The organism is Pseudomonas syringae pv. tomato str. DC3000 (genome assembly GCF_000007805.1).
GTDB lineage: Bacteria > Pseudomonadota > Gammaproteobacteria > Pseudomonadales > Pseudomonadaceae > Aquipseudomonas > Aquipseudomonas avellanae.
Window position 1 is genome coordinate 136,312 of record NC_004578.1, and the last position, 22,689, is coordinate 159,000.

The 22,689-nt window shown below is 60.3% G+C and carries 18 protein-coding genes; 14 read left to right on the plus strand and 4 right to left on the minus strand.

Annotation, left to right across the window (positions count from 1 at the left end; genetic code table 11):
• Positions 1-14: 14 nt before the first annotated feature.
• The gene (locus tag PSPTO_RS00615) at positions 15-1,397 is read right to left on the minus strand and encodes a NorM family multidrug efflux MATE transporter (RefSeq protein ID WP_011102995.1); all 1,383 of its coding nucleotides are present in this window, start codon (positions 1,395-1,397) and stop codon (positions 15-17) included.
• A 156-nt stretch (positions 1,398-1,553) separates the two neighbouring features.
• Here PSPTO_RS00615 and PSPTO_RS00620 point away from each other — a divergent pair, with 156 nt between their 5' ends.
• The 5 genes from PSPTO_RS00620 (at position 1,554) to PSPTO_RS00645 (ending at position 9,327) form a co-directional block, all read left to right on the plus strand.
• The gene (locus PSPTO_RS00620) at positions 1,554-2,474 is read left to right on the plus strand and encodes a LysR substrate-binding domain-containing protein (RefSeq protein ID WP_005769505.1); all 921 of its coding nucleotides are present in this window, start codon (positions 1,554-1,556) and stop codon (positions 2,472-2,474) included.
• Positions 2,475-2,657: 183 nt separating this feature from the next.
• A complete protein-coding gene (locus PSPTO_RS00625; protein WP_005769504.1) occupies positions 2,658-4,634 on the plus strand; it encodes a methyl-accepting chemotaxis protein in 1,977 nt (658 codons plus the stop codon).
• A 319-nt stretch (positions 4,635-4,953) separates the two neighbouring features.
• On the plus strand, positions 4,954-6,606 hold the full coding sequence (locus PSPTO_RS00635; RefSeq protein ID WP_011102996.1) for a Na/Pi cotransporter family protein: 1,653 nt from the start codon (positions 4,954-4,956) through the stop codon (positions 6,604-6,606).
• A gap of 57 nt (positions 6,607-6,663) precedes the next feature.
• Positions 6,664-8,043, plus strand: a complete 1,380-nt coding sequence (locus PSPTO_RS00640; protein ID WP_011102997.1) for a M16 family metallopeptidase — start codon at positions 6,664-6,666, stop codon at positions 8,041-8,043.
• Between the two features lie 96 nt (positions 8,044-8,139).
• On the plus strand, positions 8,140-9,327 hold the full coding sequence (locus PSPTO_RS00645) for a DUF5924 family protein (RefSeq protein ID WP_011102998.1): 1,188 nt from the start codon (positions 8,140-8,142) through the stop codon (positions 9,325-9,327).
• 4 nt (positions 9,328-9,331) lie between these two features.
• On the opposite strand, the gene PSPTO_RS00650 is transcribed toward PSPTO_RS00645, so the two are convergent.
• Positions 9,332-10,573 (minus strand): nucleoside recognition domain-containing protein, encoded by a 1,242-nt coding sequence (locus PSPTO_RS00650; RefSeq protein WP_007247215.1) that lies wholly within the window; start codon positions 10,571-10,573, stop codon positions 9,332-9,334.
• 560 nt (positions 10,574-11,133) lie between these two features.
• Between PSPTO_RS00650 and PSPTO_RS00660 the strand changes: the two genes are divergently transcribed.
• A protein-coding gene (locus PSPTO_RS00660; protein ID WP_149032136.1) for an IS3-like element ISPsy8 family transposase occupies positions 11,134-12,485 on the plus strand; the annotation gives its coding sequence in 2 pieces (ribosomal slippage) (positions 11,134-11,593 and positions 11,593-12,485; 1,353 coding nt in all).
• Positions 12,486-12,671: 186 nt separating this feature from the next.
• Here the strand turns inward: PSPTO_RS00660 and argH are convergent.
• Positions 12,672-14,066, minus strand: coding sequence for an argininosuccinate lyase (argH, locus tag PSPTO_RS00670; RefSeq protein WP_011103000.1), 1,395 nt, complete (start codon positions 14,064-14,066; stop codon positions 12,672-12,674).
• Positions 14,067-14,200: 134 nt separating this feature from the next.
• Here argH and PSPTO_RS00675 point away from each other — a divergent pair, with 134 nt between their 5' ends.
• The 8 genes from PSPTO_RS00675 to PSPTO_RS00710 all read left to right on the plus strand — a co-directional run bounded on the left by PSPTO_RS00675 (position 14,201) and on the right by PSPTO_RS00710 (position 21,766).
• On the plus strand, positions 14,201-15,283 hold the full coding sequence (locus PSPTO_RS00675; RefSeq protein ID WP_007247213.1) for a sensor histidine kinase: 1,083 nt from the start codon (positions 14,201-14,203) through the stop codon (positions 15,281-15,283).
• On the plus strand, positions 15,280-16,026 hold the full coding sequence (locus tag PSPTO_RS00680; protein WP_007247212.1) for a LytR/AlgR family response regulator transcription factor: 747 nt from the start codon (positions 15,280-15,282) through the stop codon (positions 16,024-16,026). Before PSPTO_RS00675 ends, PSPTO_RS00680 begins: the two co-directional genes overlap by 4 nt.
• A 222-nt stretch (positions 16,027-16,248) precedes the next feature.
• Positions 16,249-17,190: a hydroxymethylbilane synthase gene (hemC, locus tag PSPTO_RS00685; RefSeq protein WP_011103001.1), complete on the plus strand. Its 942-nt coding sequence runs from the start codon at positions 16,249-16,251 to the stop codon at positions 17,188-17,190.
• Positions 17,187-17,963 (plus strand): uroporphyrinogen-III synthase, encoded by a 777-nt coding sequence (locus tag PSPTO_RS00690; protein WP_011103002.1) that lies wholly within the window; start codon positions 17,187-17,189, stop codon positions 17,961-17,963. Before hemC ends, PSPTO_RS00690 begins: the two co-directional genes overlap by 4 nt.
• A 50-nt stretch (positions 17,964-18,013) precedes the next feature.
• Positions 18,014-19,135, plus strand: coding sequence for a uroporphyrinogen-III C-methyltransferase (locus PSPTO_RS00695; protein ID WP_046463328.1), 1,122 nt, complete (start codon positions 18,014-18,016; stop codon positions 19,133-19,135).
• Complete coding sequence (locus PSPTO_RS00700; protein WP_011103004.1) at positions 19,132-20,376, plus strand: heme biosynthesis protein HemY; 1,245 nt, start codon at positions 19,132-19,134, stop codon at positions 20,374-20,376. The genes PSPTO_RS00695 and PSPTO_RS00700 overlap by 4 nt, the downstream gene beginning before the upstream one ends.
• 214 nt (positions 20,377-20,590) lie before the next feature.
• Positions 20,591-21,118 (plus strand): disulfide bond formation protein B, encoded by a 528-nt coding sequence (locus tag PSPTO_RS00705; protein ID WP_005769478.1) that lies wholly within the window; start codon positions 20,591-20,593, stop codon positions 21,116-21,118.
• Positions 21,119-21,292: 174 nt separating this feature from the next.
• Entirely contained in the window at positions 21,293-21,766 is a 474-nt protein-coding gene (locus PSPTO_RS00710; protein ID WP_005738602.1) for an Rsd/AlgQ family anti-sigma factor, read from the plus strand.
• Positions 21,767-21,850: 84 nt separating this feature from the next.
• Here PSPTO_RS00710 and PSPTO_RS00715 read toward each other — a convergent pair whose 3' ends face one another.
• Positions 21,851-22,525 (minus strand): FKBP-type peptidyl-prolyl cis-trans isomerase, encoded by a 675-nt coding sequence (locus tag PSPTO_RS00715; RefSeq protein WP_005769477.1) that lies wholly within the window; start codon positions 22,523-22,525, stop codon positions 21,851-21,853.
• Positions 22,526-22,689 lie beyond the last annotated feature (164 nt).

Below are 22,689 nucleotides of genomic sequence, written 5' to 3' on the forward strand. Positions count from 1 at the left end.
GACAGTGCGCTGGCTTAGCCAGGCACTGCCGCACCGACGGCTTCCTTGCGCAACAGGCGGGCGGTCTTCCATTCAAACGCGTATGTCAGCGCCACGGCCGAGCAGAACAGGCCCAGCGCCAACCCCCACCAGACACCCGACGCACCGCCGTCAGCATAAAAACCCAGCAGCCATGCGGCAGGCGCGGCGATCAGCCAATAGCAGCCGAGCCCGATCAGGAATGTGGTGCGGGCATCCTTGAGCCCGCGAATCGCGCCCATGGCGATGGTCTGGGTGCCGTCGAAAAACTCGAACCAGGCCGCAATGGCCAGCAGTTTTGCGGCCAGCACGACAATCTCGGCAAACGCCGGGTCATCAAGGTCCAGAAACAGGCCGATGACCCAATGCGGGGCCAGCCAGAAAAAAATGCCGAACAGCAGCATCACGCTGCCGCCAAAACCGATGCCCAGACGGCCTGCCGTGCGCGCCATCAGTATGTTGCCGGCACCGTAGTGCTGGCCGATGCGCATGGTCACTGCGTAAGAAATACCCACCGGGATCATGAACGCCATGGACACCGTCTGCAGGGCGATCTGGTGCGCCGCCATCTGCGTGCTGCCCATTGCGCCCATGCAGAACGCCGCAAAGGTGAACAGACCGACCTCGACCGCATAAGTCCCGCCAATCGGCAGGCCAAGACGCCACAGCTCTTTCAGGTGACTGCGCGAGAGCTTCGACAGCCCCTTGCTGATCGGGTACGCCGCGTAGGCGGGGTGCCTTTTGATGTGCCAGGCGAGCGCCAGCGCCATGCAGTTGGTCACCATCGCAGTCACCAGCCCGATCCCCATCAGCCCCAGATTGGGCAGCCCGAGCCACTGATTGATCATCGCGTAATTAAGCACAAAGTTGGCGACAGCCCCGGCCACGCTGATAGTCATCACCGGGCCTGCGCGGCCGAGCGCGCTGGTAAAGCCGCGCAGCGCCATGAAGCTGAGCAGGCCGGGCAGCGCGAAGGGCAGGGTGATCAGAAATTGAGCAGCCATGTGCACGTTGGCTTCGGCCTGCCCTAACTGCAACAGGATCGGCTCGAGATTCCACAGCAGCAGTGCGGCGATCAACGCCATCCCCCACGCCAGCCACAGGCCCGCCTGCGTCAGGCGGGTTACCCCTTCGCTGTCGCCTGCGCCATGCCGAATCGACACCAGCGTACCAACCGCCGCCATCACGCCCACACAGAAGAACGAGATGAAGCTGTATGTGGCAGCGCCCAGACCGCCGCCCGCCAGCGCTTCGGGGCCAATTTTGCCCATCATAACGGTGTCGGTGAAGACCATCAGCATGTGCGCCATCTGTGAGGCGATCAGCGGCCCGGCCAGGCGCAGGATGATCCAGAGTTCTTTGAAGGCGGGCGGCTGCATGTCGGCGGTGCTCTACGGCGGGAGTTCGGATGAGCATCTATTCTGGGCGCTTGGACGTCGAAGCACAAAACGATAAACCTGATGCGCTGCATGAGTAAAACTCATCTGAATCAATCTGCAGTAAAGTAGCTGCTCGTCGCCAGCAGGAAGCTCCGCATGCCTCGTAATCTGCCTCCTCTTTATGCACTAAGGGCGTTTGAAGCCGCCGCACGACATACCTCGTTCACGCGGGCGGCTGAAGAACTATCGATTACTCAAAGTGCAGTAAGCCGCCATATCCGCACGCTGGAAGAGCACTTTGCCTGCCGTTTGTTTCAGCGTAACGGGCGCAACTTGCAACTGACCGAGTCGGCACGCACCTTGTTACCCGGCGTACGCGACGGCTTCCTGGCTCTGGAGCGAGCGTGCAGCACGCTGCAGACCGACGAGGGCGTCCTGCGCATGAAAGCGCCATCGACCCTGACCATGCGCTGGCTGCTGGCCCGGCTCAGCCGCTTCCGTCATCTGCAAGTGGGTAACGAGGTGCAACTGACCAGCGCATGGATGGACATCGATGCCGTGGACTTTACCCGGGAGCCTTTCGACTGCGCGATTCTGCTCAGCCAGGGGCATTTCCCCTCGGACTGGGAAGCCACGCTGCTGTTTGCGGAGTTGTTGATTCCGGTGGGTGCACCGACGTTGTCGCAGGATCCGCCGTGGGATGTAGAGCGGCTGGCCAAGGCCGAATTGCTGCACCCCACACCTGATCGGCGTGACTGGCGCACCTGGCTCAACCGCATGGGTCTGGCAGACCAGGTCTCGCTCAAGGGCGGGCAGGTTTTCGACACGCTTGAACTGGGGATGATTGCGGCAGCACGGGGTTATGGCGTGTCGATGGGCGATTTGCTGATGGTCGCCGAGGATCTGGCGCAGTCGCGCTTGAGCCTGCCGTGGCGCACGGCAGTGTTCAGTGGCGAGAACTATTACCTGGTGTGGCCGCGCACAAGGCCCGGCGCAGAGCGGTTGCGGCGGCTGAGCGATTTTCTTCAGGCGGAAGTGAAGGCGATGAAGTTGCCGCTAGTTGAAGTACTGCGTTGAAAAATTTGTTTAGTATTGAACTGCCATCATTTGTTAATGTCGCGCCTCGCGCTCAAGTAACGATCTTACTGGCCGAAGAAATGTTTAACGACCGCCCATCCGGTGGCTTGAAAACCTTAACTAAAATCAGCTGAATGGTAAGCCACGGACCCGGCGACTCCAATCATTTGGCGTGGAGTCTCTATGTCCAAGCCCCGTACCCGAATTGCCTCGCAACTCGGTATTGCTCTGGCGGTGATCCTGGCAGTTGTTATCAGCGGCAGTACGCTGTTCGCTCTGAGGTCTCTGGACGCATCCAATCTGGTCATTCGCGAAGAACACATGTCGAGCGAAGCCCGGTTGCTGGCCGATCAGCTCAGCACCTTTCACAGCACACTGCGCGACAGCACCCAGCGCCTGAGCGGCTTGTTCGAGAAGCGCTTCGCCGGCGGCCTGACCTTGCAGACCGACAAACCGGTTGCGGTCGCGGGCACCCAGACCCCAGGCCTGTATCTGCGCGATACTGCCCTGAACAACGACTTTACCGAAGTCGACGAATTTCGTTCGATGACCGCAGGCGTCGCGACGATATTCGTGCGCAGCGGCGACGACTTCATTCGTATCAGCACCTCGTTGAGCAAACAGGATGGTACGCGCGCCATCGGCACCGTGCTGGATCGCAAGGGCACTGCCTATGAGCGTTTGATGGCCGGTCAGAGCTACGTAGGCAAAGCGGTGTTGTTTGATCGCTACTACATGACGCAATACAGCCCGGTTCGCGACAGCAGCGGCAAGATCATTGCCGCGCTGTTTGTAGGATTCGATTACACCGATGCACAGAAAACCCAGTTCGATAACCTGAAGAGCTTCCGCATCGGCTCTACCGGCTCGCTGGCATTGCTCGATGAGAAGGGCACCTGGCTGGTTCCGCCTGCGGGCATCAAATCCCTCGACGGTGCCGCGAAAGCTGTCGCTGACCTTGCAAGCAAACCGGGCAAGGCACAGTTCTGGAATGAAGGCGGCGGCGACTTCTACAGCGTCGGCCAACCGTTCGCTGGTGGCCCCTGGACAGTCATCGCCAGCATGCCACGCAGTGAAATCAGCGAAGTGACCTGGAGCGTCGGCACCCAACTGGCCATCGGTAGCCTGCTGGCCATGCTGATCGCCGTCATCAGCGCTATCTGGCTGCTGCGCAGCAAGCTGCGTCCGTTGTCTGAGCTGGTTCGCCAGGCCGATGCACTGGGCGCGGGCGACCTGAGCGTGCGCCTCAATGTGACCAGCAACGACGAGATCGGCCAACTGTCCGGCAGCTTCAACAAGATGAGTGAAGCGCTGTCCTCCATGGTGTCGCATATCCGTACCGCCGCGCAGGAAGTCAGCACCCGTGCCCACGCACTGTCCGGGTTGTCTGGCGGCGCTTACGAGGGCATGGAACAACAGTCCGGCGAGATCACCAGCATGGCCGGTGCGGTCGAAGAATTCAGCGCCACGTCGATGAACATCGCCGACAACATGGGCAACACCGAGCGCCTGGCGCAGGAAAACGCCCAGCAGACCCGCATCGGTCGCACCTCGATGGACGAGGCGTCTTCATCGCTGCAACAAATCGCCACCTCGCTGAGCAGCACCGCCACAGTCATCGACACACTGGGCCAGCGCTCGCAGGAAATTGGCAGCATTGTCGGGGTGATCACCTCGATTGCCGACCAGACCAACCTGCTGGCCCTCAACGCCGCCATCGAGGCCGCGCGTGCCGGTGAACAAGGCCGCGGCTTTGCCGTGGTGGCTGACGAAGTGCGCAGCCTGGCGTCTCGTACTCGCGAAGCGACCGACGAGATTTCCGGCATGATCGCCAGTATCCAGCAGGAAACCGGCAACGCGATCAGCACCATGCAGCAGGGCAATACGCTGATGCAGGAAGGCCTGTCGCTCAACGCCAAAGTCGCCTCGGCACTGGCCCAGATCGACGAACAAAGCCGCTCGGCCGGCCACCAGTTCGCAGCCATCACCACCGCAACCCAGGAACAGAGCAGCACTGCAACGATGCTCAGCAGCAACCTGCAAAGCATCGCCATGGCCAACAGCGAACAACGCCAGGTCATGTCCAACCTCGCCATCACCGCTCAGGAGCTCAATGGCCTGGCGACCGAACTGCGTAACGAGGTTGACCGGTTTCGTTGAGGGCTGCCGGAGCGTGAGAAACGATAATCTCAGCTATCGTGCGACGCTCCGCGTCGCATGCCGTTCTGGACGCTCCGCGTCCGATCTTGCATTTGCAGCGCGGCGCAGTCTTGTGACGCAGAGCGCTCAAGCGTACGCGTAACAATCAGCCAACGATTTATGACACTTTTATTTCAATGAACCCAACCCTGTGCGATGCTGGCGTCAAGGCCAAAGGCCGACTAAAAGCTTAGTAGAGCATTACACCCTTTCCCCGCTCGCTACATGCTGCATCTTTCAATTCATCGCCTGAATGGGCAAACCTCAGGGGGCTTTCAGCATGCTGACCCTGCTCGATTTGCTATCTGCCGTCGCCCTGCTGATCTGGGGCACGCATATCGTGCGTACTGGCATCCTTCGAGTTTACGGGGCACAACTGCGCCGCTTGCTCAGCCAGAACATGTCCAAACGACCACTGGCTTTCATCGCTGGCATTCTGGTCACCGCCATGGTGCAGAGCAGTAATGCCACGGCCATGCTGGTGACATCCTTCGTGGGCCAGGGGCTGATGACGCTGACGCCTGCGCTGGTGATCATGCTCGGCGCCGATGTCGGCACGGCCTTGATGTCCCGTGTGTTGACGTTCGACCTGTCGTGGCTGTCGCCGCTGCTGATTTTCCTCGGCGTGGTGTTCTTTCTGTCACGCAAGCAGACCCGCGCCGGTCAGTTGGGCCGGGTCGGTATCGGCCTGGGCCTTATCGTGCTGGCGCTGCAATTGATCGTCGCCGCTGCCGCACCGATCACTCAGGCGGCCGGGGTCAAGGTGCTGTTTGCCTCACTGACGGGTGATCTGCTGCTGGATGCGCTGGTGGGCGCGATGTTCGCGTTGATTTCCTACTCTAGCCTGGCGGCAGTGCTGCTGACAGCCACCCTGGCAGGTACCGAAGTCATTGGCCTGCCGGTGGCGATCGGCCTGGTGATTGGTGCCAACATCGGCAGCGGCCTGCTGGCGTTTCTCAGCACCAGCATGCAGAACGTCGCTGGCCGGCAGGTTGCACTGGGCAGCCTGTTGTACAAGCTGTTCGGCCTGTTGTTGATCATTCCGGTGCTCGACCCGCTGGTTGCCTGGATCGATACGCTGGGCTTTCGCCCACAGGAGCTGGTCATCGGCTTCCACCTGATCTACAACACGGTGCGCTGCCTGATCATGCTACCTACGGTCGGCCCGATGGCGCGGCTATGCGCAGGCTTGCTGCCGCAGCAGAACGAGGTTGGCGGGCTGGCCAGGCCTCGGCATCTGGACCTGACCGCGCTGGCGACGCCCAGCCTCGCACTGGCCAACGCCGTACGCGAAACGCTGCGCATGGGCGACCTGATCGAGAGCATGCTCGGCTCGATGCTGGCCGTGCTGCGCGGCACACAAACGGCGGTCACTCAGGAAGTACGGCGTCTGAACGATGACGTCGAAGCACTGTACAGCGCGATCAAACTGTACCTGGCGCAAATGCCCCGCGAAGACCTCGGCGAGCACGACAACCGGCGCTGGGCTGAAATCATCGAGCTGACCATCAACCTGGAACTGGCCAGCGGCCTGATCGAGCGCATGTTGCGCAAGATCCAGCAGCAGAAAACTTCGCATCGTCGCTCATTCTCCGAGGTCGGGCTTGAAGAGCTTGCCGATCTACAGGTTCAACTGCAGTCGAATCTGCGCCTGGGCCTTTCGGTATTTCTCAGCGGCGACGAAGAAAGCGCGCGGCAATTGCTGCGTGAGAAGCGCCGTTTCAGGGCTCAGGAGCGTCGCCTGGCGCACGCGCATGTGAGCCGTCTGCGACATAAAGTCGTGCAAAGTATCGAGACCAGTTCTCTGCACCTGGAACTGATTGCCGACATGAAGCGCCTCAACTCGCTGTTTTGCAGCAGTGCCTACGTGGTGCTGGAAACGTCCGACACCGGGGCCTTGTCGAGTGAGGACCAGCCCGAACGATCACTGTGAACGTAAGGCCAGGTATGAAGTCTGTTAAACATACCGGCCCGCCAGGAAAGCTGTTTTATGCGTTGCCTGCTGTTCGCTTGTCTGCTTCTCGGTTCACTCCCCTCGTTTGCCCTTGACCGCCTTCAGGTCGAGGGCTACCTGCTGCCCAACGGTTTGCAGGTCTTGCTCAAACCCGGCTATGAAAAAGGTCACGTCGCCATTCGCCTGGTGGTGGGCATCGGCTTTGACGATTTCCCCTGCCAGGACAAGGAGCTGCCGCACCTGCTGGAACATCTGCTGTTCAGCGGTATTGATGACGGCGGCGAAGGCGGGCTGGAAGAGCGCATGCAGGCGCTGGGCGGCGAGTGGAACGCCTTCACCAGCAACGCCGACACCACGTTTGTGATCGAAGCGCCTGCGCGCAATCAACGCAAGGTGCTGGACCTGCTGCTGGAAATCATGACCCGCACAGAGCTCAGTCAGGCGCGTCTGGACGGCGTCAAACGCGTGGTAGAGCGCGAAGACGGCGGGCATTTTTCACACTTGCAGCGCCTGCTGGACCGCCGAGACTCAGGCCGCAGCGCCATCAGCCAACTGGCGGTGGAGATGGGGCTCAAGTGCGCCGAGCGTCCCGAAGTGGGCGGCATCAAGCTTGAGCACATCGAAGACGTATTCGCCAACTGGTATGCGCCCAACAACATGACGCTGATCGTGGTCGGCGATCTGGACAAGCTCCTGCCTGCCTATCTGGAGCGCACCTACGGCAAACTCGCACCTACCGACCCGATTGATCACCCACCGTTGGCACCAGGCAGCGGCTCGGCACAAGCGCGACAAGAATTACAGCGCGGTGGGCTGGGCGAGAGCGCCAAGCTGCACCTGATCTACCCCGAGCCGCAGCTTGACGACCAGCACGACGAAACCTGGGATCTGGTCAAGGCTTACCTGGACTGGGCGCTCTATACGGAACTGCGCCTGAAACGCAGCCTGTCTTATGGGCCGTCTGCCGAGCGCGAAGTGTTCGGCGATGTGGGGTTTCTGAGCCTCAATGCTGACGTCGAACGCAATGATACCGATGAAGCCGAGCGGGATATTCGGGCACTGGTCGAGCGCCTGCAAAAAGACGGTATGCAGCCCGCCACGTTTGCGCGGCTGCAGCAGCTCGCCATCGACCGGCAATCGTGGGCCACGCAAGGCAATAGTGCGCTGGCCGACTATTATTGGAGCGCGCTCAACGATTACGAAAAGGGGCGTTTCGAGGATCCGGCCAAGCGCATCAAGGCGGTCAAGCTGGAAACAGCCAACCAGGCCATGCGCCAGTTACTCGCACAGCCAGGCTATATGCGCATCGAAAAACCGCTGTTCAGCTATGACGGACTGTACTGGTTGGCGGGTGGCGTGCTGGGCCTGATCGTGCTGCTGGCCGTGTGGCGCTGGCGGGCACGGGGCAAAGCATAGAATTCTGACGCCGAACCGCACTCTGGGTGCGTGCCGCGCGCAGCGTTTGTTAAGCTGCGCGTTTTTTGTATGTTTCAAACCGAGTGAACAACTGAAATGCGTGATCTGAACCGCTTTGTGACACCCGTGCTCGACTTGATGCAGCGCTACCCGGGGCTCATTGCGGCGTTCGGTTTCGTGTCCGGTATCGCCAGTTTCATTCTGGTCGACCGCCAGGAAGCGCTGGCGACCTGGATCGCCGTGGTGATGCTGATCAGCTGGCTGTGGTTGATGGTCGAAAACACCATGGTCGGGTTGCTCAACAAGGCCTTGGGCCGCGAGATTCCGCAGGGCCTGCTGCGCTACGGCACGCAGATGATCCACCAGGAAAGTCTGTTTTTCGTACTGCCGTTCTTTTTCATCACCACCACCTGGAACAGCGGTCAGGCGGTGTTCACGGCGGCACTCGGGGCTGCCGGGCTGATCTCGATCATCGACCCCTTGTACTACAAATGGCTGGCCCCCAAACGCTGGCTGTTCATGACGCTGCACACGCTGACCTTGTTTGCTGCACTGCTTACCGCGCTACCGATCATTCTGCACCTGACCACCGCCGAGAGTTACAAACTGGCGCTGGGCGTGGCGATGCTGTTGTCGGTCCCCAGCCTGATGTCGACCTTCGCGCTCAATACCTGGCGTAACGCGCTGACGGTGATCACGATGATTCTGGCTATTGGCGCTGCGGGCTGGCTGCTGCGTTCGTGGGTACCACCGGCGACTCTTTGGCTGACCGAAGTGGCCGTCAGCCCGGATTTCGATAACAAGAACCGGACGCCGGGCGACAGCATCTCGCTGATCAGCGTCAAACAACTGCGCAATGGCGGTTTGTACGCCTACACCGCCATCAACGCGCCGCGTGGACTGGACGAGCGCATCTACCATGTGTGGTGGCACGAAGGTAAGGAGATGGACCGCATTGCCCTGGACATCCACGGTGGGCGCAAGGAGGGCTATCGCGCCTGGACCCGCAAGCAGAACTTCCCGGAGGACGTGACAGGGCGCTGGCAGGTACGGGTATTGACCGAGGACGGTCAGATGATCGGCGTTCTGCGTTTCGTGGTGACCGACAAAGATCAACCGGCCGTCAAGCGACCTACCGGGCGGATCATCAAACTCAAGCCGGGTGGCGACTCGAGCGACGAAGCTGCGCCTGAATCGGCACCGGCGCAACCTCAGGCACCGGCACCGGCACCGGCACCGGCGCCTGCTGCGGCTGAGTCAGCGCCCGCAGCTCCGGCTCAGTGACGCCTCAGGTGGCGGTGGCACCAAAGAACCAGTAGCAGACGAAGATTGCCGCCACAACGCCGGAAAACTCCGCCAGCAAGGCACAGCCTACTGCGTGTCGGGCGCGCTGGATGCCAACGGCGCCGAAGTATACCGCCAGCACGTAGAACGTGGTTTCTGTACTGCCCTGAATCGTCGCGGCAGCCAGTGCGGCGAAACTGTCCACGCCTTGTGTCTGCATGGTTTCGATCAGCAGCGCCCGGGCCGCGCTGCCGGAGAATGGTTTGACCATCGCGGTCGGCAGCGCATCGACGAAGCGTGTGTCCAGCCCCAGCCATTGCACCACATGCCGAATGCCTTCCAGGCCGAAGTCCAATGCGCCGGATGCGCGCAGCACGCCGACCGCACAGAGCATGGCGACCAGATAAGGCAGCAGGCTCTTGGCGACATCGAAGCCTTCTTTCGCGCCTTCAACGAACGCCTCGTAGACCAGCACTTTGCGCAGCGTACCTATGATCAGAAACATCATGATCAGGCCGAACAACGTGAGGTTGCCGAGAATCGACGAAAGGCCCGCCAGCGCTGCGGCCGACAGGGTGCCGAGAAAGGCCATGAACGCACCAAGCAGCAGTGCGCCGGGGATAAGGTAGGCGAGCACCACCGGGTCCCACAGGCGCAGGCGCTGCATGAACGCCACCGACAACAGGCCGACAAACGTCGAGACGCTGGTGGCCAGCAGGATAGGCAGAAACACCAGGGTCGGATCGGGAGCACCTTGCTGGGCGCGGTACATAAAGATTGTCACTGGCAGCAGGGTCAGTGATGAAGCGTTGAGCACCAGAAACAGGATTTGCGCGTTACTGGCAGCGGTCTTGCTCGGGTTGAGCTCCTGCAGCGAGCGCATGGCCTTCAGGCCGATAGGCGTGGCCGCGTTATCGAGCCCCAGTGCGTTGGCGGCAAAGTTGAGGGTGATCAGGCCCAGCGCCGGGTGGCCTGGCGGGACTTCCGGCATCAGGCGCAGAAACAGCGGCCCCAGCACCTTGGCCAGCCAGTCGACGATCCCGGCCTTCTCTGCAATGCGCAAAAAGCCCAGCCACAGCGTCAGGGTGCCGAACAACAGCACCATGACTTCGACCGAGAGCTTGGCCATGGCGAAGATGCTTTCGACCATTGCCGCAAAAATCCCCGCATTGCCGCCCACCAGCCACTGCACCAGCGCAGAAATCGTCGCCACGACAAAAAAACCAAGCCACAGGCCATTGAGCATCGGATAAGTCCCTCACAAGATGCGGCGATGATAACGGCGGGGTGCGCTGGAGGGAAATCGGCTGACGCTGCGCGGCACAATCAAGAGCGGACGCAGAGCGTCCAGAACGGCATGCGACGCAGAGCGTCGCACGATCGTTGAAAAACTTCGGCACGACAGTTGAGATCATCGTTCCTCACGCTCCGGCGTAGGAATGCTGCGGGTGACACTCTGCGTCACAAATCTGCGCTGCGCCGCATACTCAAGACCGGACGCAGAGCGTCCGGAACGGCATGCGACGCGGAGCGTCGCACGATCGTTGAAAAACTTCCGCACGACAGTTGAGGTTATCGTTCCTCACGCTCCAGCGTAGGAATGCCGTGGGTGACGCTCTGCGTCACAAATCTGCGCTGCGCCGCATACTCAAGACCGGACGCAGAGCGTCCGGAACGGCATGCGACGCGGAGCGTCGCACGATCGTTGAAAAACTTCCGCACGACAGTTGAGGTTATCGTTCCTCACGCTCCAGTGGACTGCCCCCAAGAAGTTGGACACCAATCCGACCTAATGGGGGTGTTCAAATGGCCAAGTATTCAGAGCAATTCAAGCTCACCGTCGTCAAAGCCTATCTTGCAGGCAACATAGGCTTTCGCAAGGTGTCCAGCCAGTTCTCGATCGATTCCAGCCTGCTTCGACGCTGGGTCGCCAATTACAAGAGCCATGGGCACACAGGCCATCGTAAGCCTGGTCTTCGGTACAGCGAAGCCTTCAAACGCTCAGTGCTGGAGCACAAGCGCGAGCACGGGCTGTCCCTTCGCCAGACCGCAGCGCATTTTGGTATTGGTGATCCTGGCCAAATAGTCATTTGGGAACAGCAGCATTACAGTAACGATCTAGCCCCCTACGTTCCCAAGAGAAGAAAGTCTGTTGCCATGCCCAAGAAGCCTTATCCCACCGCACCAGTAATCGACGACGATACGCAGAAGACGCGTGACCAGTTAATGGCCGAGCTCGAATACCTGCGCATGGAGAACGCTTACCTAAAAAAGTTGGAAGAGTTGAAGGAGCAGCAACGACGGCAAAAGAAAAAGCCCTGATCGTCAAACAACTGAGGAGCCGCTTCTCGCTCTGCGCCCTTCTGACGCTGGCGGGCTTGGCGCGCAGTACGTTCTACTATCAGGTTCAGGTGCAATCCAGACCCGATCCAGATGCTGCTCTAAAGCAGGAGGTAGAGCGGATTTATCACGAGGAGAGAGGTCTTTATGGGGCTCGGCGCATCACAGCGGTTATCCGCAACTCAGGCACGCTGGTCAACAAGAAGGTTGTGGAGAGATTGATGGCTGAACTGGGTCTGCGCTCCGTTGTTCGACCAAAAAAATACCGTTCCTATAAGGGCACCGTCGGAAAAATTGCACCGAATTTGCTGGAGCGCAATTTCACGGCGCAACGCCCGAACCAGAAATGGGTGACCGATGTGACCGAGTTTAAAGTGGCCAATCGAAAGCTGTATCTCTCGCCTGTGATGGACCTGTACAACGGTGAGATCGTGGCGTACGAATTGTCTACCAGGCCGTGCTTTGAGCTGGTCACCAGTATGCTGGACAAGGCGTTGCAGCAGTTGCAAGACGAGCCGAAGCTTGTGATGCACTCGGATCAAGGCTGGCAGTATCAACACGCGCAGTACCGTCAGAAACTGGCGGCAAAGGGTGTGAAGCAAAGCATGTCTCGTAAGGGAAATTGCCTGGACAACGCTGCGATGGAAAGCTTTTTTGGTACGCTTAAGTCCGAGTTTTTCTACTTGAAACGATTTGAAAGCATAGAAGAGCTGACGGCAGGTCTGGAGGAGTACATCCGCTACTACAACCATGACCGCATTAAGCTGAAGCTAGGCGGCCTGAGCCCCGTAAAATACAGGACTCAGGCGGCAAGCTAAAACTGTCCAACTTCCGGGGGGCAGTCCACAGCGTAGGAATGCCGTGGGTGACGCTCTGCGTCACAAATCTGCGCTGCGCCGCATACTCAAGACCGGACGCAGAGCGTCCGGAACAGCATGCGACGCGGAGCGTCGCACGATCGTTGAGTTGTCGTTCCTCAGGCTCCAGGAAAGCCTTGGTTGCATTCAACGCCCGGCCAGCAGCTCCTGGCCACGAGCCACGGCGGCGCGGACTTGTTCAGGTGCGGTGCCGCCGACATGGTTACGGGCGTTGACCGAGCCTTCCAGGGTCAGCACGGCGAACACGTCCTGCTCGATCTGGTTACTGAATTGACGCAACTCTTCCAGGCTCATTTCAGCCAGGTCCTTGCCGGTCTCGACGCCATATTTCACGGCATGGCCAACAATTTCGTGGCAGTCACGGAACGGCAGGCCACGGCGAACCAGATAGTCAGCCAGATCGGTAGCGGTCGAGAACCCGCGCAGCGCCGCTTCGCGCATGATGGCGTGCCTGGGTTTGATTGCCGGGATCATGTCGGCAAACGCACGCAGCGAATCACGCAGGGTGTCGGCAGCGTCGAACAGGGGCTCCTTGTCTTCCTGATTGTCCTTGTTGTAAGCCAGCGGCTGGCCTTTCATCAGGGTCAGCAGGCCCATCAGCGCGCCGAATACGCGGCCACTCTTGCCACGCACCAGCTCAGGCACGTCAGGGTTTTTCTTCTGCGGCATGATCGAGCTGCCGGTACAGAAGCGATCCGGCAGATCGATGAACTGGAACTGCGCACTGGTCCAGAGCACCAGTTCTTCGGAAAAGCGCGACAAGTGCATCATCGCGATGGACGCAGCCGAGCAGAATTCAATGGCGAAGTCACGGTCCGAAACGCCGTCCAGCGAGTTGCCGCCCACCACGTCGAAACCCAGCAGTTTGCAGGTCAGCTCGCGGTCGATCGGGTAGGTGGTGCCTGCCAGCGCAGCGCTGCCCAAAGGCATGCGGTTCAAGCGTTTGCGGCAGTCCACCAGACGCTCGTAGTCACGGCTGAGCATTTCAAACCAGGCCAGCATATGGTGACCAAATGTGACCGGCTGTGCGGTCTGCAGGTGCGTGAAGCCGGGCATGATGGTATCGGATTCGCGCTCGGCCTGAACCAGCAGGCCCTTTTGCAGGCGGGTGATCTCACTGAGGATCAGGTCGATTTCGTCACGCAGCCACAGGCGGATATCGGTGGCGACCTGATCGTTACGGCTGCGACCGGTGTGCAGCTTCTTGCCGGTGATACCGATACGATCGGTCAGGCGGGCCTCGATGTTCATGTGCACGTCTTCGAGATCGACGCGCCATTCGAAGTTGCCGGCCTCGATCTCGGCCTGAATGGTGTTCAGGCCGTCCACGATGGTATCGCGCTCGGCGTCGGTCAGGACGCCCACCTTGGCCAGCATGGTGGCGTGGGCGATGGAGCCCATGATGTCGTGGCGATACAGGCGTTGATCGAAGGTGACGGAGGCAGTGAAACGCGCGACAAACGCGTCGACGGGTTCACTGAAGCGGCCGCCCCAGGACTGGTTGGTCTTGTCGGTGCTCATGGATTCGCTCGTTGCTCAACAGAAAGTGGCGTGCCCGATACCTGGCACAAGGGCGGTTGCGATGATAACAGGGTTGCTGCTTTTTTATTTCCGGATGGCTTGCCGCTGACAAGGCTTGGGCAGAGACTGCAAGCATGCGAATAGAACCTGTGAAAACCCCTGCCAGGCCTGCGCCCGGCAAAGATTTTTTTCTCCCCGAACTGTGCCTGCCGCAGGCATTGCTGGTGCTTGTCGTGCTGGCCGAGCTGCTGGTGGTGATTCTGGTGCTGGTAGAACCGATGCGTGCCGGTTTCGACTGGGTACGTCTGGCGCTGATGTCGCTGTTCGTGCAGTGGATCGTGTTGCTGTCCGCAGCGCTGCTCTGCGGCTTGCGACCCTGGCTGGCGCGCCTGACGCCGGGGCTGGCCGGCATGCTCAGTTGCCTGCTGGTCGTCGGCCTGACCCTTCTTTGCACAGCCGTCACCGACGTTTGTCAGCTTACCGGGCGGATTTCAATCAGCGGGATGGTCGAGCGCTACCTGCGTTACTCGACCATCGCCCTGATCATGTCAGCCCTGATGCTGCGCTACTTCTACTTGCAGAGTCAGTGGCGCAAACAGCAGCAGGGCGAGCTGCGGGCCAGGATTGAATCGTTGCAAGCGCGAATCCGCCCGCACTTTCTGTTCAATACTCTCAACAGCATCGCCAGCCTGGTCGCCAGCGATCCGGGCAAGGCCGAGCAGGCAGTGCTGGATCTTTCCGACTTGTTTCGTGCCAGTCTGGCCAAGCCCGGCAGCCTGGTGACGTGGAGCGAAGAGCTGGCATTGGCAAAACGATATTTATCGATTGAGCAATATCGTCTCGGCGAGCGTCTACAGTTGGACTGGAGGGTGAGCGCAATTCCTGATGACTTGCCGATTCCCCAGCTAACCTTGCAACCATTACTTGAAAACGCTTTGATTTATGGCATTGCTCCGCGAATTGACGGAGGCGTGGTAACGGTCGAAGCGGACTATAAAGGGGGAGAGTTCATATTGAGCGTCAGCAATCCCTATGAAGAAGTTGCCAATCGGCAGACTTCCAACGGTACTCAACAGGCCCTGTCGAATATAGGTGCGCGTATTGCGGCACTTTTTGGCCCGCACGCCAGTCTGAGCGTGGAGCGCCGTGACGGTCGTCACTACACCTGTCTACGCTATCCTTGTGCGAGACTCACGCAGGAAGCCAGAGCTATATGAATGTCCTGATCGTTGATGACGAACCCCTGGCCCGCGAGCGATTGAGCCGCATGGTCAATGAAATCGAGGGTTATCGAGTACTGGAAGACAGCGCTTCCAATGGCGAAGAAGCCTTGGCGCTGATCGAAAAGCACAAGCCTGACGTGGTGCTACTTGATATCCGTATGCCGGGTATCGACGGCCTGCAGGTGGCTGCCAAACTGTGCGAACGGGAAGCTCCGCCCGCCGTGGTCTTTTGCACCGCCCACGACGAATTTGCCTTGGAAGCCTTTCAGGTCAGCGCGGTCGGCTATCTGGTCAAGCCTGTGCGCGCCGAGCATCTTATCGAAGCGTTGAAAAAGGCCGAGCGACCAAACCGCGTGCAATTGGCGGCGATGACACGGCCGGCGGCAGAAAGCGGTTCCGGGCCGCGCACGCACATCAGTGCGCGTACCCGAAAAGGTATCGAATTGATTCCGCTGGATCAGGTGATCTACTTCATCGCCGATCACAAGTACGTCACCCTGCGCCACGAAGGTGGTGAAGTCCTGCTGGACGAGCCGCTCAAGGCACTGGAAGACGAGTTCGGCGACCGGTTCGTGCGTATTCACCGCAATGCGCTGGTAGCCCGAAAGCGAATCGAAAGCATGAAGCGCACGCCGGTGGGGCATTTCGAGCTGTTCCTCAGAGGCCTGAATGGCGATGCGCTGATCGTCAGTCGCCGCCATGTAGCGGGTGTGCGCAAAATGATGCAGCAGCTCTAGGGCTCTACCCCTGGAGCCTGGCGGCGAAGCCGAGGCACAGAACTGACAGGCGTATCAGGTCTGTGTGTTTTCCGGTTGGTCGTTTGACAGCTGTTGCAGCGTCCAGCCACTGGCCGATTGGGCTGATCGGGATCAGTGCGCTGACCAAGTTTTCAGACAGCGCTGAAGCCGCCCCGGCTGAGCTGTTATTATCCGGCGCATCTACTCAGTACGGATTGTTCAATGTCCTCTCGCGAAATCCGCATTGCCACGCGCAAAAGTGCGCTGGCGCTCTGGCAGGCCGAATACGTAAAAGCTCGCCTCGAACAGGCTCACCCCGGCCTGCTCGTTACCCTGGTGCCCATGGTCAGCCGTGGCGACAAGCTGCTCGACTCCCCGCTGTCGAAAATCGGCGGCAAAGGCCTGTTCGTCAAAGAGCTGGAAACGGCGTTGCTGGAAGACAACGCCGACATCGCCGTGCACTCGATGAAAGACGTGCCGATGGACTTCCCCCAGGGGCTGGGTCTGTTCTGCATCTGCGAGCGTGAAGACCCGCGCGATGCGTTCGTGTCCAATACCTTTGAGAGCCTGGACGCACTGCCGGCGGGAAGCATCGTCGGCACCTCCAGCCTGCGCCGCCAGGCCCAACTGCTGGCGCGACGTCCTGACCTGCAGATCCGTTTCCTGCGTGGCAACGTCAATACCCGTTTGGCCAAGCTGGACGCCGGCGAATACAACGCCATTATTCTTGCCGCTGCCGGCTTGATCCGCCTGGGCTTCGAAGACCGCATCACCTCGGCGATCAGCGTCGATGACAGCCTGCCAGCGGGTGGCCAGGGGGCTGTGGGTATCGAGTGCCGCAGCGTCGATGCCGAAATTCATGCCCTGCTGGCCCCGCTGCACCATGAAGACACCGCTGTGCGGGTGATTGCCGAACGTTCGCTGAACAAGCACCTCAATGGTGGCTGTCAGGTGCCTATCGCCTGTTACGCAGTGCTGGAAGGCGATGATGTCTGGCTGCGCGGGCTGGTCGGCGATCCGTCAGGGCGGGTGTTGCTGCACGCCGACGCCCGAGCGCCGCAGACCTCTGCACAGGCGCTGGGCGTGCAGGTTGCCGAAGCATTGCTGGCTCAAGGGGCTGCCGAGATCCTCAAGGCCGTCTACGGCGAGGCCAACAACGAATGAGTGCCTGGCGTCTGCTGCTGACCCGTCCCGCCGAAGAATCGGCGGCGCTGGCAAGGGTGCTGGCAGATGCCGGAATCTTCAGCAGCAGTCTGCCTTTACTTGAAACCGAGCCTTTACCCTTGACGCCTGCACAGCGTTCGATCATTTTCGAGCTGCTCAATTACAGTGCAGTCATCGTGGTCAGCAAACCTGCTGCGCGGCTGGCCATCGAACTGATCGATGAAGTGTGGCCGCAACCGCCTATGCAGCCGTGGTTCAGTGTGGGTTCAGCAACCGGGCAGATACTCCTTGATTACGGACTCGATGCGAGCTGGCCGGAGCAGGGCGATGACAGCGAGGCCTTGCTCGACCATCCACGCCTTAAACAGGCGATTGCCGTACCTGGAAGTCGCGTACTGATCATGCGCGGCAATGAGGGACGTGAACTGCTGGCCGAGCAATTACGCGAACGGGGGGTGGGTGTCGATTACCTGCCGCTGTACCGTCGCTACCTGCCGCAGCACGCCCCCGGCACCCTGTTGCAACGCGTAGAGGTGGAACGCTTGAACGGGCTGGTGGTCAGCAGTGGGCAGGGTTTTGAACATTTGCTTCAGTTGGCAGGTGATTCATGGCCGGATCTGGCCGGTCTGCCGCTGTTTGTACCGAGCCCCCGGGTTGCCAGCCTTGCGCAGGCAGCGGGCGCCCGGAACGTTATTGATTGTCGTGGCGCCAGCGCAGCGGCATTGCTGGCAGCGTTGCGGGATCAACCCCAGCCTGCCGTCAAAGCGTATTGATCGACACTTGTCGTTTACGCTATTACGCCAAAATGCAAAGGATGGGATACGTGAGCGAAACAGCCTTGCCTAAAGACGAAGAATCGGTGTTGAAAACGCCTGCATCCAAGCCTGAACCGGTACGCGTCGAGCGGACCGGCAACCGCAGCAGCGGTCTGGTATTTCTGGCGCTGCTGCTTGGCATCGCCGGTATCGCCGTCGCGGGCTGGGGCGTCTGGCAACTGCGTATGCTGCAAGCCGGACACCAGCAGCAGCGCGGTCAGGTCGAGGACATCGCCGAGCAGACGCTGGTGCTGGCGCAGAATGACCAGCAACTGAGCGCGCGACTCGCGCAATTGCCGCCAGCCAATCAACTGGAAGACAGTCGCCGTCTGGTCGCGCAGTTGCAGGGCGATCAGCAGCGTCTGAGCCAGCGACTCGAAACTGTTCTGGGTGCCAGCCGCAAGGACTGGCGTCTGGCCGAGGCTGAACATCTGCTGCGCTTGGCCAGCCTGCGTCTTTCGGCGCTGCAAGATATCAACAGCGCCCAGGCACTGGTGCAGGGTGCCGACGAAATTCTGCGTGAGCAGGATGATCCGGGCTCCTTCGCTGCCCGCGAGCAACTGGCCAAGAGCCTTGCCGCCCTGCGCAGTGTCGAGCAACCGGACCGCACCGGGCTGTTTCTGCAACTAGGCGCCTTGCGTGAGCAGGCCGTACAGCTCAACAAGCTGGCGCCCGAGTACGAAGACAAGGGCGAGTCGCTTCTGGGGCTGACTGCCGACAACACCGAGCAAAGCCGCTGGTCGCAATGGTGGGACGAGATTTCCCATTACTTCCGTGTCGATTTCAACGCTAACAAGGACATCCGCCCGGTATTGGCAGGGCAAAGTCTGGCACAAGTGCGTCTGGCCCTGAGCCTGGCACTGGAGCAGGCGCAATGGGCGGCGCTCAACGGTGAACCACAGGTCTACAGCCAGGCCATCACCGAAGCGCAAAACGTACTGAAAGCCAACTTCAACCAGGACGACCCACAGAGCAAGGTGCTTGGGCAGGGGCTTGAGGCGCTGGCCAGCAAGCCGGTATCGGTCAAGACCCCCGACCTGGCCCCGACCCTGAGCTCGGTGCAAGCCTACCTTGAACGCCGTCACGCCGCCGGCCAGCCAGCCGAGGCGCAGCAGGGGACCAGCCGATGAAGCGCGTCTATGTGCTGTTCTTCATCGCGATCGTCGCAGCGGCGCTGATCGGTGTCGCTGTGGCCGAGCATTCGGGCTACGTACTGATTGCGTACCAGAACTTCCGCTATGAATCGAGCCTGTGGGCGACCCTGGCGCTGCTGGTCGCAGTTCTGCTGGTCATCGCCATACTGAGGCTGCTGATCACGCTGCTGACGACCTCGGGCCGTGTGGTCAACCCGTGGTCGCGTCGTAACCGCCGTCGCCGCGTGCAAATCGCTATCGAGCAAGGCCAGATGGACCTTGCCGAGGGCCGTTGGTCCAGCGCGCAACGTCATCTGCAACGCGCAGCCGAGGCCGATGCTCATCCATTGCTCTACTACATTGGTGCTGCGCGCGCTGCCAATGAGCAAGGTCGCTACGAAGACTGCGACGCGCTGCTGGAACGCGCACTGGAACGTCAGCCGCAAGCCGAGCTGGCAGTCGCCTTGAATCACGCTCAGTTGCAGCAGGACCGTGGCGACACCGACGGTGCACTCGTCACACTGCAGGCGATGAACGAGCGTCACCCGCACAACCCGCAGGTTCTGCGTCAGTTGCAGCGCCTGTACCAGCAACGTGGTGACTGGTCCGACCTGATCCGCCTGATGCCGGAACTGCGCAAGGACAAGGTCCTGCCGCCCAAGGAGCTGGCCGAACTGGAGCGCCGCGCCTGGGGCGAGAACCTCACGCTGGCGGCGTACCGCGATGAACACGAAGGCGCGCCCACTGGCCTGCCTTCGCTGGAAGCGGCCTGGCAGGGGCTTAGCTCCGCGCAACGCCAGGAACCGCAACTGGTGCTGGCGTATGCCGATCAACTGCGTCGCCTGGGTGCCGAGGCTCAGGCTGAAGAGGTGCTTCGCGCAGCCCTCAAGCGCGATTACAACAGCCATCTGGCGCGGCTCTACGGGCTGGTACGCGGCAGTGACCCGTTGAAGCAACTGCAAACGGCAGAGGGCTGGCTCAAACATCATCCTGCTGACCCAAGCCTGCTGCTGAGCCTGGGCCGCATCTGCCTGCAAGGCAGACTGTGGGGCAAGGCGCGGGATTACCTGGAGAGCAGCCTGCGTCTGGAGCGCAACCCGGAGACCTGCGCAGAGCTCGCACGCCTGCTGGCGCAACTGGGCGAGACGGATCGCAGCAATATGCTGTTCCAGGAAGGCCTGGGCCTGCTCGACGAGCGCTTTTTGTCTCGTCCTTTGCCGGCGCTGACCAAGGCCTGAATCTGCCGGAGAGCCCTGTGCGAGGGCTCTCCGTTTTACTTCGACAGCCGAAAAATCAGCGCGTAAGAATCGTCCTACACCGATATGTAAAAGAACCACACCACGGTGTGCTTGTTTTCCTCGGTAAACAGCGACGCATCCGTACGCCGCCACCTTGAAAGCGCCGCACCCTTTCCTCTACCGTAATCGCCTCGTCCTTTGTTACGGATTTGCCATGTATCTGGCTCGCACACGCTTTCTGTTTTTCATGGCCTTTCTGGCATGTGCATCGATCTTCAGCACCGCCCTTTATTTGCAGCAAGCCTTTGCCCTGGACCCGTGCGTGCTCTGTCTTTTGCAACGGGCTGCCATTGTCGGTTGTGGCCTGCTGGCGCTGACGGCAACGTGTCACGCGCCGGGCCAGGTCGGGTGGCGTCGTTACAGTCTGGGGCTGTTACTGATCGCCCTCGCCGGAGTGGGCGCAGCAGGTGTTCAGGTCTGGCTGCAAACGGCTTCCGCCGATCAATTGATACCGTTCATTGCCCGGCTGGAACACGTCATGGGGCTGTTGTCGCTGGACACCTGTGTCGACCGCCTGCGCAGCGATGCGCTGCTTTGCGCGGAGATCACCTGGTCGCTGTTCGGCATCACGTTGCCTGAGTGGAGTCTGCTGGCATTTACAGGCATTGCGTTGCTGCCGCTGTACCCCCTCTTGAGCGAATTCAGCCACTGGCTGGCTGGCAAAAGTCAGGGCGAGTATTAAACGCTTGTATGAACTTTATCTCCTGCGTACCTTGATGGCCTTGTCGAGCGAGCATAATCTGGGCCGCACGCGTCACTGGAAATATGCTGTCCTGACGCATCTATCAGGCCAGGTTCTTGCTGACCAGCAAGAACGGCACAGGACCGCATACCCCTGAAGGGAAGAGAGAAGACCATGCTGGAAAGTTGTCAGAATGCTCAGGAACGCTGGGGTGGAGTCAACAAGCTGATTGATCGCTGGCTCCAAAGTCGTCTCGAACTGATCGAGGCTTACGATGCACTGGGCGACACACCCGAGGCATTGGCAGCTGACCGTGAAGGCCTGCAGAATTTCTGCGGCATTCTGGTTGACTATGTATCGGCCGGGCACTTCGAAGTCTACGAACAGCTGGGTGACGAAGCCCGGGCATTCAACGACGAGCGCGGGCTCGAGCTGGCTGACACGATCTATCCCCGTCTCGATGTCATCACCAAGTTTGCGTTGACGTTCAATGATCGTTGCGACAAGGGTGATTGCTCGGACGCTGCGGTCGTGGCCAAGGAATTCAACCAGCTGGGGCAGTTGCTGCATGAGCGCTTCGAGCTGGAAGACTGCCTGATTGAAGTGCTGCACACCTCCCACAAGGAAGAAGTCGCCGCTCAGGTCTGAATGCCCGCGGTGCATGTCCATAGCGTTGCCATAAGGGTGCTTTTGCACCCTTTTGCATGTCTGGAGACTCGGCTTGGGGCGCGCTTACTGTGAAACCGCGATCAGCTCGATCTCGAACACCAGCGGTGTGAACGGATCGATCAGGTCGCCAGCACCTTCGGCGCCGTAGGCTTGATCCGAAGGGATCACCAGGCGCCACTTCGCGCCGGTCGGCATGTTCTGCAACGCGCTGGTCCAGCCACTGATCACGCTGTCGAGCCTGAACCACTGAGGCTGGGTGCTCTGATCGAAGATCTTGCCGTCCGGCAAACGACCGACATAACGCACTTCGACTCTGCCATTGGCATCAGGCTTGGGGCCGGTGCCCGGTGTCAGCTCGGTCATGAGAATGCCATCGGCCAGTTCCTTGACGCCTGGCTTGGCCTTCTCGCCGGCCATGAACGTGCGCTCGGCCTTGAGGGCGGCTTCGGTAGGCGCATCGGTACCTGCGGTCTCGGCTTGCGCGATCGCTGCATCATGCTCACGCAGGATCTGGTCAATACGCTCCTGTTTGAGCGCAAGCGGCTTGCCCTGATAAGCCTGTTTCAAACCATCGACCAACGCCTTCAGATCAAGGTCCGGGACTTCCTGATGCAGGCGCTCGCCAAGACTGGCGCCCAGACTGTATGCAAGGTCATGAGCATCATTGTCCGGTGGTGCTTCGGCGGCTTGAGCCAAGGGTAGCAAGAGGAACAACGACGTTAACAAGTAGCGCGACATTAATGCTCTCCGGCCTGGGAAGGCAGCGATTATGCCAGCGCAAGCGCGTGCAGTGACGAGTCTTGCGAAGTGAATTTCACAATGCCTGCGCATCGTATCAAGCAATCATTTTTGACAGTATGCAACAGCGCCCCTTCGGTGGTGTCAAGATGCCCTAGCGGCGA